Origin of the sequence: Saccharothrix hoggarensis (assembly GCF_042678885.1) — a bacterium.
GTDB lineage: Bacteria > Actinomycetota > Actinomycetes > Mycobacteriales > Pseudonocardiaceae > Actinosynnema > Actinosynnema hoggarensis.
The window spans coordinates 1-10,826 of sequence record NZ_JBHTLK010000077.1; the positions used below are offsets into that span (position 1 = coordinate 1).

Sequence of the window (10,826 nt, forward strand, 5' to 3'; positions counted from 1 at the left end):
AGCTGGGCCTGACCGTGCCGGACCAGCCGCTGGACGTCGGCGTGCGGGTCCTCGGCACGGCGCCCGCCGGGCTCGACGCCCACTTCCCCGACGTCGCCGCGCCGGACGTGGTGCTGGTCGTGCGCACCACCGGCACGCTGGCCGACCTGGTCGCGCTGCGGGAGCCGAAGCCGCACCTCCTGCTGGACCTCGCCTACCACCACACGGCGTCGCTGGGACCGTTCGTGGTGCCGGGCGCAAGCGCTTGCCTCGGCTGCCTGGCCGTGCGCGCGCGGTACCGGTGGGGCGATCCGGAGCCGCCCGCCCGGCCCGCGGCGACGACCACCGACTTCCCGCTGCTGTGGGCGAAGCACGCGATCACCCGCCTGGCCGCCGGTTCGCTGGCGCTGCTGGACCGGGTCGTGACGCTCCACCTGGACGAGTTCACCACCACCGCCGAGGACGTGCTGCCGGCGGCGGACTGCGAGGTGTGCCCCCGGCTCGACGTGGGCCGGGTGGACCTGCCGTGGGGGGAAAACCGATGACGACCGCTCTGCGCCTGCCCGATCCGTTCACCCCGGACGCGAGCGCGACCAGCGCCGCCACGCCGACGTGCTGCTGCTGTTGCTGCTGCTGTGCGGCGTCCGCGGTCGGCTCGGCGATCGCGCTTCCCCTGGGCATGCGCAACGACCTCGCCGAGGCGGACCAGCCGCGCCGCAAGGCCCTGTGGGTGCTGCCCGCCGCGCTGTACCCGCCCGGTGTGGCGCTCGTGCCGGCCGTCGGCCTCGTGGACCACTGGCTCGCGTACATCGTCGGCGGCGGCGCGGTCGCGTTGCTGTGGGCGTTCCTGGCGGCGAAGCTCACCGGCTCGGCCAAGCCGTTCGGCGGGGTCGGCCGGCTGCTCATCTGGGCGATCTTCTTCACGTTCGAGGCGATCCTGTTCCTGCCGATGATCGCCGTGGTCGGCTGGCTCGGGCCGTGGTTCGGCGGGCTGGCCTACCTGCTGGTGGTGGTGCTGGTCGGGCGGGCCGTCGTCCGGTTCTACCGGCCGGACGCGACGTGATCGCGCTCGTCGGCGCGGCGGTCTGCCTGCGCGCCGGCTACCGGTACGACCGGTCGATCGGCAGGCCCCCGCTGCGGTCCGGGGTGAAGCGGACGGCGTTCTGGGTGCTGGTGTTCGCCGCGGAGTGCCTGGTGGTGCCGTCCTTGGTGACGATGACGAACCTCGTGGTGGTGCCGGCGGTGTTCGCGTACGTGCTGGCGGCCGGCCTGGTCGGGCCGTGGGTGTCGGAGCACTACCGCCGGAGGGCGACGTGATCACGCCCGCGTCCGTGCTGCTGGCACGCGCCGTCGGTTGGCGGCAGGGCGTCGTGTCCGCGCTGCGCCCCGTGCCGCGCACGCTGTCCGATGTGGACGTTCCGGGGTTCGCGGCGGTGCCGGAGCCGTTCGCGACCGGCGGCACGTCCGGCGGCGCGGCGTTCGAGCCGGAGCAGGCGAGGCTGGCCGCGATCGCCGAGGCGCTGGAGCGGCACGCCGCCGCGCGCAGTCCACTGGAGACGGTCGCCGAGCCGGACGGGCCGTGCTGGCGGCTGGACGAGTTCAGCCTCCACACCGCGGAGCAGCGGTCCCGCCCGGGGTTCCGCTACCGGTACGCCGACCCCGGCTACACCAGGGCGTGGACGTTGCCGGACAACGAACCCGTGTGGGTGCCCGCCGGGCTGGTCGGCTTGCGGGAGGAGTTCGGCCTGCCCGCCACGTCGTCCGGTCTGGCCGCCGGCCCGTCCGCGGCGCACGCGCTGCTGCGCGCCACCCAGGAGTTGGTGGAACGCGACGCGTTCACGACCACCTGGCTGCACAGCCTCGCGCCGCCGCGGCTCTCGCTGCCGGACGACCTGCGGGTCGGCGACGTGCGGGCGTTCGACCTCACCCCCGCGCACAGCCCGCACCCGGTGGTCGCGGTCGCCGGGACGCTGCCGCTCGCCGGCCGCCCCCGGCCGACGCTGGGGCTGGCGTGCCGCGCGACGGTCGCCGAGGCGATCCGCAAGGCGTGGCTGGAGTGGACCCAGGGCACGGTCTTCATCGCGGCCCGGGGATCGGCGGACCGGGTCCACCAGCCCGACGAGGTCACCGACTTCGACCGGCACGCCCTCTACTACGCGGGCCACCCCGACGAGTGGGACGCGTTGCCGTGGTGGCGGGGCGTGCCGGGACCGCCGCCGCGCGACTCGACCGCCCGCGGTGACGCCGCGCAGCTCGAAGAGCTGGTGCGCGCGCTGGGCGTGCGGCTGGCGTACCGGGAGCTGACGTCGCCCGAGGCCGCCGCCGTGGGCCTGCGGTGCGTGCGCGTCCTGTCCCCCGACCTCACGCCGCTGCACGCCGACCACCGCTGGCCGCACCTCGGCGGGCGCGCGGCCGACGTGGCGTGGCGCTACCCCGGCCGATCGGGCCGGTTCCCCAATCCCGCACCGCATCCGCTGGGGTGAGCATGACGCCGTTCGACGACTTCTGGACCGCCGGCGGCTACTCGGCGCTGCACCAGCGCAGGCTGGGTGAGCGCCTCCGCGAGTTCCGCGGCTCGCCGCCGACCGCCGACCCGTTCGAGCTGCCGTCCGCGCCGCAGCCCCTGGGCAAGCCGCGGGACCGGCTGCAACGGCTGTTCCGGGCCCGCCGCAGCACGCGGGAGTTCAGCTCCGAGCCGGTGACGGCGCGGCAGTTCGGCGCGGTGCTCGCCGCGCTGGCCGACGAGGACGGGCGCAGCTACCCGTCCGCGGGCGGGCTGAACCCGTTGCGCTGCTACGGGTTCCTGCGCCGCGTCGAGCACGGGCTGAACGGCCGGGTGGTCCGGTACGACGCGCGGCGGCACGCCGTGCAGGACGTCGGTCCCGCACCGGACTGGCTGCGGCTGCGCGAAGTGCTCGCGGCCGATGCCGAACCCGCGCTGGTGCTGGCGCTCGTCCTCGCGGACCAACCGGTGTTGGACAAGTACGGGCAGCGCGGTGGGCGGTTCGGCCTCGTCGAGGCGGGCGCGGCGGCCCAGTCCGTCTGCCTCCGGATGGCCCAGCAGCGCCTCGGCGGCTACCTCCTCGGCGGCGCGGCGGACGCGGATGTGCTGGCACTGCTGGGGTTGCGAGGTCAACCGGTCCGGTTGGCGGCGGTCATCGCGTGCGGCCGGACGTTCACCGGACGTTGACGCGGCATCCGCCGATTGGGGCTGGCGCCCGTAGATTACCGGCCGGTATGAAATGCCCCTCAGCCCGAATTCGAGGGGAAGAACAGTGCTCGCGACATCCCTGCGCAACGCGTTCGTCGTCCTGCTCGCCTCGCTCTCCCTGCTCGCCGGCGCCGGCGTCGGCCAGGCGGCCATCAACGCCCCGGCGGTGACGGACGACTACCTCTTCAGCAAGTCCCTGTCGCAGTTCAGCTCGATCCGCACCCAGCGCCCGTACGCCGACCAGCTCGACTGGTCGTCGGACGGCTGTTCGTGGTCGCCGGACAACCCGTTCGGCTTCAAGTTCCTGCCGGCCTGCCACCGGCACGACTTCGGTTACCGCAACTACAAGCGGCAGGGTCGGTTCAACGAGACGACCCGCCTGCGGATCGACAACAACTTCAAGTCCGACATGTACCACCAGTGCGCGGGCAACTGGTCCTGCAACCGGACCGCGGACGCCTACTACAAGGCGGTGCGCGAGTTCGGCGCCAGCTGACGGCCCTTCGCGGTCAGCGGTTCGCGTCAGCGGTTCGCGGAACGGGCACGGCGTTTCCCTCGGTCGGGCGACGGTCGACGTCGCGTGACCCCGGGAATGCCGTGCCCGTGCCGGGCGGGACCGTCAGGTGGTGATCGAGAAGCTGTTCGAGGCGAAGTTCATGCCGCCCGCCGACGACGTGATCTCGAACCCGAACTGCACGTCCCCGACCGTCACGTCGCCGTACCAGCCGCGCGCCCCGATCCACCTCAGCACCGCCAGCACGTCGACCGTGCCGGAGTTCGTGTTCCCGGTCCGCACGAACGAGAACACGGCGTTGGACCCGTTGGAACCCCGGTACACGTCCCAGGTGTGTCCGCCGACCGTCACCGTGGTCTGCCTGGTCCCGATGGGCCCGACGGCGCCCTGCTTGTTCATCCAGATCATGATCTCGTAGGCGTGGTTGTCGGCCCAGATGTCGTAGGCCGTCGCGTACGAGCCCGCGCCCGGCCGGGTCACGTCGAACGAACTCGACAACCTGGTCATCGCGCTGAGCTTGCGGTTGACCGCCTTCGCCGAGTGCGGGTAGGACTTCACGCCGCCGGTGTTCGGGTGGTCCGCCCACACGCCCCAGTTGCTGAAGGAGTTCGCCCAGATCCCCTGGTACCCCGCGCCGGAGCCCCAGACGTTGTTGCGGACGGTGTACCCGCCGTTGGACCACGTGCCCCACTTGTCGTTGGACGACCAGACCGCCGCCTGGGCGACCCCGGTGGAGCCGAGGAGGAAACCGACCAACGCGACCGCGACCGCGGCCGAACGCATCCTGTTCATGGCGCTTCTTCCCGGGCAACGCTGCCCATGTCGTCGCACTGGCAATCGAATCGCTTCGACTGACAGTGCGGAGGGATTCCTGCGACGCGGCGGTGGATGACCGGACTATCGCAGCCGACACCCGTCCGGTCAACGACGGACGGTCAAGCGGGACGCGCCCGCGCGAATTCGACGGATTCGACCGCGCCCTTCGACGGGACATTCGACCGGGTAGTCGAGTGGGTGGTCGACCAGGCATTCGACTCGGCATTCGACCGGGTATCCGACCGCGTATTCGGCAGCGGCGATCGTGCCGGGAGAACTCAGTCGTCGTCCACGGCCTCGTCCGGCCCGGAACCACCGCGGATCAGGTACACCACGGAGTCCAGCTCGTCGGGCTTGATCAGCACCTCGCGCGCCTTCGAGCCCTCGGACGGGCCGACCACGCCGCGCGTCTCCAGCAGGTCCATCAGCCGCCCGGCCTTGGCGAAACCCACCCGCAGCTTGCGCTGCAACATGGACGTCGACCCGAACTGGGACGTGACGATCAGCTCGGCGGCCTGGATCAGCAGCTCCATGTCGTCGCCGATGTCGGCGTCGACTTCCTTCTTCTCGCTCGCCTTCGCCGCCGTGACGCCGTCCGTGTACTCGGGCTGCGCCTGCTGCTTGGTGAAGTTGACGATCTCCGAGATCTCGTCGTCCCCGACGTACGCGCCCTGCACGCGCACCGGTTTCGACGCGCCCATCGGCAGGTACAGGCCGTCGCCCATGCCGATCAGCTTCTCGGCGCCCGGCTGGTCGAGGATGACCCGCGAGTCGGTCAGCGACGACGTCGCGAACGCCAGCCGCGACGGCACGTTCGTCTTGATGAGACCGGTGACCACGTCGACGGACGGCCGCTGCGTCGCCAGCACCAGGTGGATGCCCGCCGCACGGGCCTTCTGCGTGATCCGGACGATGGCGTCCTCGACGTCGCGCGGGGCGGTCATCATCAGGTCGGCCAGCTCGTCCACGATCGCCATGATGTAGGGGTACGGCCGGTAGACGCGCTCGCTGCCCGGCGGCGCGCCGATCTCGCCCGACCGCACCTTCCGGTTGAAGTCGTCGATGTGCCGCACCCGGTTGACCTGCATGTCCTGGTAGCGCTGCTCCATCTCCTCGACCAGCCAGGCCAGCGCGGCGGCGGCCTTCTTCGGCTGGGTGATGATGGGCGTGATCAGGTGCGGGATGCCCTCGTACGGCGTCAGCTCGACCATCTTCGGGTCGATCAGGATCATCCGGACCTCGTCCGGCGTGGCCCGCGCCAGCAGCGACACCAGCATCGAGTTCACGAAGCTCGACTTGCCGGAACCCGTGGAGCCGGCGACCAGCAGGTGCGGCATCTTGGTCAGGTTCGCGGTGACGAAGTGGCCCTCGATGTCCTTGCCCAGCCCGATGACCATCGGGTGGTTGTCCTTGACCGTGGACGGCGAGCGCAGCACGTCGCCGAGCCGCACCATCTCGCGGTCGCTGTTGGGCACCTCGATGCCGACGGCGGACTTGCCGGGGATCGGGGCGAGCAGCCGGACGTTGTCGGTGGCGACGGCGTAGGCGATGTTCTTGGTCAGCGCGGTGATCTTCTCGACCTTCACGCCCGGACCCAGCTCCACCTCGTACCGGGTGACCGTCGGGCCGCGGGTGAAGCCGGTGACCTGCGCGTCGATGGAGAACTGGTCGAGGACGCCGGAGATGGCCTCGATCATGAGGTCGTTGGCCTTGCTGCGGGCCTTCGGCGCGTCGCCGTCCTTCAGGATGGTCGGCGGCGGCAGCTTGTAGTCGCCCTCGACCGCGCGCACGGCGAGCGCGGCCGTCTTCGGCAGCTCCGGCGTGGCCTTGGGCTTCGGCGCGGGCTTCGCCACGGGCGGCGGTGGCGGCTCGTCGTCCAGCGGGAGCTCGGGCTGGTCGTCCTCGGCGGCGACGGCCTGGCTGCGCGAGCGGGACGGGCGGCGCAGCTTCGCCGGCTTCGGCTCGGGCTCGGGCTCCGCCTCGTCCTCGGCGCCGAAGCCCTCGGTCCGCTCGGGCGCGCGGTGCAGGAGGCCGCCGAGCTTGGCGGGCAGGTCGCGGATCGGCACGTGGACCAGCAGCAGCACGCCGTAGCCGAAGATCAGGAAGAGCAGCGGTCCGGCGACCCACGGCGTGAGGCCCTGGGCGAGGAACCCGCCGGCGAGGTAGCCGAGCGCGCCACCGGCGTCCCGGCGCGCGATCGGGTCCATCGGCAGTCCGCCGACGAGGTGGAACATGCCGAGGAAGCCGACGGTGACGAGGATGGAGCCGATCACCAGGCGTGGGCGCGCCTCGGGGTTCGGGTCGGTGCGCATGAGCGCCACGCCGACCGCCAGCAGCAGCGCGGGCACGATCACCGAGGGCCCGCCGACCGAGCTGCGCACGGCGACGTCGACCCACCGGCCGACCGGTCCGCCCGCCTGCCACCACACGCCGGCGGCGGTGATCACGGCGAGCGAGATGAGCACGAGCGCGAGGCCGTCACGGCGGTGCGCCGGGTCGAGTTCCTTGCCGCGCCCGACCGCGCGGACGATCGAGCCGACGCCGCGGCCGAGGAGGCCCCACACCTTGCCGATGGACGACGGGCCGGAGGCCTTCTTCGCCGGGGAGCGCCGGGCGGCCGGCCTGGACGCGCCGGAACGGGGCTTCGACCCGGATCTGGTGCTGCGGGTCGTGCCCTTGCGCGAGGTCCCCGTTCGACCGGCCATGTGCCCTACGGTAGTCCCTTGTGCCCCACCGGCCCCAACGGTCACGGTGGACGTGACGTGCGCTGCCCGACGCCCATGGTTGCCCGGAAGTCGCTGCGCCGACACCTCGACACGCCGTAGCCTGCCCGTCGTGTCCACACCACTGCTGTGGCGCGTGCTGACCGCCGTCGACCAGGGTGTCGTCGGCCTCAGCGGACGACTCGAAGTCACCGGCGACATCCCGGCGGACCTCAGGGGGCGTCCCCTGCTGCTCGCGTCCAACCACATCGGCAACCTCGACCCCTTCGTGCTGATCGCGGCGTGCCGCCGGATCGGTGTCGCACCGCGGTTCCTGCTCGCGGGAGGGCTGCTCGACGCGCCCGTCCTGGGGCCCCTGCTGCGGGGGTCCGGGCACCTGCGGGTGGACCGGGCGGCGGCGGACGTCGGCGACGCCTACCACCGCACCGTCGAGGCGTTGCGGCGCGGCGGCGACCCGATCGCGCTGTACCCGGAGGGCAGGATCAGCCTCGACCCGGGGCTGTGGCCGGAGCGGGGCAAGACCGGCGCGGCACGGCTGGCGCTGAGCGGCGACATCCCGGTGGTGCCGGTCAGCCAGTGGGGCGCGCACGAGGCCGTCTACTGGGGCAACACGCACGTGAACGGGTGGCAGGACGCCAAGCCGTACGTCACGTCGTACGTGCGCGGGATGCTGCGGCGGCCGACGTTCAAGGTGCACTTCGGCAAGCCGGTGGACCTGTCCGGTCTGGAGGACGGCAAGCCGGGCGACGCGCGTCGGGCGCACGAGCGGATCATGCGCGCGATCACGGCGGGCCTGGTGCCGCTGCGGATCGACGAGCCGGACCTGCCGAGGTTCCACGACCCGACGCGGCCGACGACCGGCAAGAGCCCCTGGCGTCCGGAGTGACGGCGTCGGAGGAGAAGTCCGCCGGAACCGCGTCCCGGGTGTCCGGAGTGGACGCTGCCGGGATTCCGGCCCGCGGCACGGCGTTGGCGCTGCTGTCGTCGGTCACGTTCGGCGCGTCCGGCGTGCTGGCGAAGCCGGTGATGGAGGCCGGCGTCACGCCGACGCAGGTCACCAGCGCCCGGATCGGCATCGCGGCGGCCGTGCTGCTCGTGGTCGTCGCGCTGCTGCGGCCGCGGGCGTTGCGGTTCGCGCGCGGCGACTGGGGTCTGCTCGTCGGCTACGGGCTGTTCGGCGTGATCGGCGCGCCGCTGCTGTTCTTCATCTCGGCGGCGCGCATCCCGGTGGGCATCGCGATGCTGCTGGAGTTCACCGCGCCGATCCTGGTGGCGCTGTGGGTGCGGTTCGTGCGCGGCACGCGGCTGCCCCGCGCGGTGTGGTGGGGCATCGCGGTGGCGTTGCTGGGCCTGGCGATGGTCGGCGAGGTGTGGCAGAGCGTGCGGCTGGACACCGTCGGCGTGCTGGCGGGCCTGGGTTCGGCGGTGTGCACGGCGGCGTACTACCTGCTGGGCGAACGCGCGGCGGGCAAGCACGACCCGCTCGGCGTGCTCGCGGTCGGCATGGTGGTGGGCGCGGTGGTCCTGGCCGTGGTGAGCCCGCCGTGGCTGGTGCCGATGGGTACGCCGACGGACCTCGGGCCGACGTGGGCGCTGCTGCTGGGGTTGGCGTTGGTGGCGACGGTGGTGGCGTACCTGGCCGGGATCGTGTCGCTGAAGCACCTGCCGTCGTCGGCGGCGAGCGTGATCGGGCTGCTGGAGCCCGTGGTGGCGACGGTGCTGGCGTGGTGGCTGCTCAACGAGGCGCTGAGCGGGTTGCAGGTCGCGGGCGCGGCCGTGCTGCTGGCCGGCGCGGCGGCGGTGCAGGTGGCGAGCGGGCGGAAGGCGCCCGTCACACCCGAGCCGGTGCCCCGGCCCTGACCTGACCGGACCGGACCGTGATCGAGTACGCGTCACACCTTGGCGAGGAACGCCCGCCAGGCGACAGCGGTGAAGGCCAACCGCGGAGCGGTGTTCTTGGAGTCCCGCACGCCGACGGCGTCGGACGCGAACGCCACTTCCACGCAGTCTGTGCCGACGCCCTCGCTGTGACTGCTCTTACGCCACCTCACCGCCTGCTGTCGTCGCACCCCTGGCCTCCCGCAGTCGGTCGAAGCGGTCCGCCCACCTGGCGAACGCCGACCGCGATTGTTCCTCAGTCAGCGCGACTCGTGCGAGGTCGTGACAACTCTGCTGGTACGCCCTGGTCGCCTCGAAGGTGTCCAGGAACAGCGACACCTGGCCGCACTCGACGTACGTCACCGGCGTGTAGTCGGCGAAGGTCATGTGGGTGAAGGGCGTGTTCAACGAACGCGGAAGCACCGCCGTGAACGGGATGAGCCGCACGCCGCCCCGGAACAGCAGTTGCAGCATCTGTTCGTACATCACCTGCGGGCCGCCGACCATGCGGTGCAAGGCGGCCTCGTAGAGGAAGAACATGCCTTTCGGGGGAGACGGCTCGTCGAAGATCGCCTGCCTGGCCATGCGATCGGCAACGGCGTCCTCGGCGCCGGGAGCGCCGTCCATCAACGCGGCGGCGTAGTCGCGAGTCTGGAGCAGCCCCGGCACGACGATGGTCTGGTACGACCTGATCGTCTTGGCCGACCGCTCGTGGATGATCAGCATCCGGAGGCTGTCCGGCATCGCGACGCCGTGCGGGCGCACGTAGTGCCCGGTGGTCGGCTCCTGCGCCAACCCCATGATGTGGTCGAACGTGTCCGGGTCGGCGCGGAGGTGGCCGACGAACCGGGCGATGTCCACCGGGCTGGTGCCGCGCGTGCCGCCCTCCAACTTGGAGAGCTTGCCCGCGGACCAGCCCAGCTCCTCGATCAACGTCCCGGTCCTGACGTCCGACCGACGACGGGCCTGACGGAGGGCGTCCCCCAGCTCGCGACTCAACGCGTTCGACATCCGTGACTCCATGTGGGCACGCTAGGGCCGCCTGACCAGCGGTTTCCAGCCGGCGGCCCGGATTCCACCCCAAGGGATCACCGCGGTACCAGCGGTACCTACTTCAGGAACGCGAGCACGCGCTCCATCAACAGCGCCGCGGCCACCTCGTCGTACGACGACAGGCTCTCGTCGGCGAACAGGTGCTTGTCGCCGGGGTACAGGAACAGTCCCCCGTCCGGCGCGCCGGCGACGAGCGCGCGGGCCGCGTCGAGGTCGCCGTCGTCGACGAACGACGCGTCGTCGGCCATCGCGTGGACCTGGACCGGCACGCTCGGGGGCCACCCGCCGAACTCGGACGCCGGCACGCACGCGCTGACGAGCAACGCGCCCACCGCCCCCGGTTTGGTCTGGGCCAACATCTGCGCCGGCAGCACGCCCAGCGAGAACCCCAGGTAGACGACCTCCGGGGACAGCCCCTCGACGGCGAGCCGGCCGCGTTCCGCGATCGTGCCGAACCCGACCTCCTGCGCGTAGTCGAGCCCCGCGCCGAGGTCCACGAAGATCCGCCCGTCGTACAGGTCCGGCACGTGCACGGTGTGCCCGGCCTCCGCCAACCGCTCGGCGAACGCCTCCACACCGGACGTCAGCCCGTGCGCGTGGTGGAACAGCACCACCTCTGCCATGTCACTCCCCCTCTGTGCGACGACGGCCG

At 72.2% G+C, this 10,826-nt stretch carries 13 protein-coding genes; 8 read left to right on the forward strand and 5 right to left on the reverse strand.

Annotated features, from left to right (window positions below; genetic code table 11):
• From ACFQ3T_RS16710 to ACFQ3T_RS16735, 6 genes are all read left to right on the forward strand, one after another.
• Nucleotides 1–524: hypothetical protein (locus ACFQ3T_RS16710; protein ID WP_380724192.1), on the forward strand; the 524-nt coding region annotated here is incomplete at its 5' end.
• Nucleotides 521–1,042, forward strand: a complete 522-nt coding sequence (locus ACFQ3T_RS16715; protein ID WP_380724193.1) for a hypothetical protein — start codon at nt 521–523, stop codon at nt 1,040–1,042. The genes ACFQ3T_RS16710 and ACFQ3T_RS16715, both read left to right, overlap by 4 nt.
• A complete protein-coding gene (locus ACFQ3T_RS16720; RefSeq protein WP_380724194.1) occupies nt 1,039–1,296 on the forward strand; it encodes a hypothetical protein in 258 nt (85 codons plus the stop codon). Before ACFQ3T_RS16715 ends, ACFQ3T_RS16720 begins: the two co-directional genes overlap by 4 nt.
• Nucleotides 1,293–2,462 carry a YcaO-like family protein gene (locus ACFQ3T_RS16725; protein WP_380724195.1) on the forward strand — a complete coding sequence of 390 codons (1,170 nt, stop codon included), beginning with the start codon at nt 1,293–1,295 and terminating at the stop codon, nt 2,460–2,462. The genes ACFQ3T_RS16720 and ACFQ3T_RS16725 overlap by 4 nt, the downstream gene beginning before the upstream one ends.
• Nucleotides 2,463–2,464: 2 nt before the next feature.
• Nucleotides 2,465–3,169: a nitroreductase family protein gene (locus tag ACFQ3T_RS16730; protein ID WP_380724196.1), complete on the forward strand. Its 705-nt coding sequence runs from the start codon at nt 2,465–2,467 to the stop codon at nt 3,167–3,169.
• 85 nt (nt 3,170–3,254) lie between these two features.
• Nucleotides 3,255–3,686, forward strand: a complete 432-nt coding sequence (locus tag ACFQ3T_RS16735) for a phospholipase (RefSeq protein ID WP_380724197.1) — start codon at nt 3,255–3,257, stop codon at nt 3,684–3,686.
• Nucleotides 3,687–3,809: 123 nt separating this feature from the next.
• Here the strand turns inward: ACFQ3T_RS16735 and ACFQ3T_RS16740 are convergent, their stop codons facing one another.
• A complete protein-coding gene (locus ACFQ3T_RS16740) occupies nt 3,810–4,496 on the reverse strand; it encodes a glycoside hydrolase family 12 protein (protein WP_380724198.1) in 687 nt (228 codons plus the stop codon).
• Between the two features lie 302 nt (nt 4,497–4,798).
• Entirely contained in the window at nt 4,799–7,225 is a 2,427-nt protein-coding gene (locus ACFQ3T_RS16745) for a DNA translocase FtsK (RefSeq protein WP_380724199.1), read from the reverse strand.
• Between the two features lie 130 nt (nt 7,226–7,355).
• Here ACFQ3T_RS16745 and ACFQ3T_RS16750 point away from each other — a divergent pair, with 130 nt between their 5' ends.
• Together ACFQ3T_RS16750 and ACFQ3T_RS16755 are read left to right on the forward strand one after the other, a co-directional pair.
• The gene (locus ACFQ3T_RS16750; RefSeq protein WP_380724200.1) at nt 7,356–8,129 is read left to right on the forward strand and encodes a lysophospholipid acyltransferase family protein; all 774 of its coding nucleotides are present in this window, start codon (nt 7,356–7,358) and stop codon (nt 8,127–8,129) included.
• A gap of 38 nt (nt 8,130–8,167) precedes the next feature.
• The gene (locus ACFQ3T_RS16755) at nt 8,168–9,103 is read left to right on the forward strand and encodes an EamA family transporter (protein WP_380724201.1); all 936 of its coding nucleotides are present in this window, start codon (nt 8,168–8,170) and stop codon (nt 9,101–9,103) included.
• A 32-nt stretch (nt 9,104–9,135) separates the two neighbouring features.
• On the opposite strand, the gene ACFQ3T_RS16760 is transcribed toward ACFQ3T_RS16755, so the two are convergent.
• From ACFQ3T_RS16760 to ACFQ3T_RS16770, 3 genes are all read right to left on the reverse strand, one after another.
• Complete coding sequence (locus ACFQ3T_RS16760) at nt 9,136–9,240, reverse strand: DUF397 domain-containing protein (protein WP_380724202.1); 105 nt, start codon at nt 9,238–9,240, stop codon at nt 9,136–9,138.
• A 40-nt stretch (nt 9,241–9,280) separates the two neighbouring features.
• Nucleotides 9,281–10,144: a helix-turn-helix domain-containing protein gene (locus tag ACFQ3T_RS16765; protein WP_380724203.1), complete on the reverse strand. Its 864-nt coding sequence runs from the start codon at nt 10,142–10,144 to the stop codon at nt 9,281–9,283.
• 86 nt (nt 10,145–10,230) lie between these two features.
• Complete coding sequence (locus ACFQ3T_RS16770) at nt 10,231–10,797, reverse strand: dienelactone hydrolase family protein (protein ID WP_380724204.1); 567 nt, start codon at nt 10,795–10,797, stop codon at nt 10,231–10,233.
• Between the last annotated feature and the right edge of the window lie 29 nt (nt 10,798–10,826).

Excerpts from the sequence above, each read along its gene's own strand:
- ACFQ3T_RS16715 (WP_380724193.1), top strand. The coding sequence starts at position 521 with ATGACGACCGCTCTGCGCCTGCCCGATCCGTTCACCCCGGACGCGAGC.
- ACFQ3T_RS16730 (WP_380724196.1), top strand. The coding sequence starts at position 2,465 with ATGACGCCGTTCGACGACTTCTGGACCGCCGGCGGCTACTCGGCGCTG.
- ACFQ3T_RS16740 (WP_380724198.1), bottom strand. The coding sequence starts at position 4,496 with ATGAACAGGATGCGTTCGGCCGCGGTCGCGGTCGCGTTGGTCGGTTTC.
- ACFQ3T_RS16745 (WP_380724199.1), bottom strand. The coding sequence starts at position 7,225 with ATGGCCGGTCGAACGGGGACCTCGCGCAAGGGCACGACCCGCAGCACC.
- ACFQ3T_RS16765 (WP_380724203.1), bottom strand. The coding sequence starts at position 10,144 with ATGGAGTCACGGATGTCGAACGCGTTGAGTCGCGAGCTGGGGGACGCC.
- ACFQ3T_RS16770 (WP_380724204.1), bottom strand. The coding sequence starts at position 10,797 with ATGGCAGAGGTGGTGCTGTTCCACCACGCGCACGGGCTGACGTCCGGT.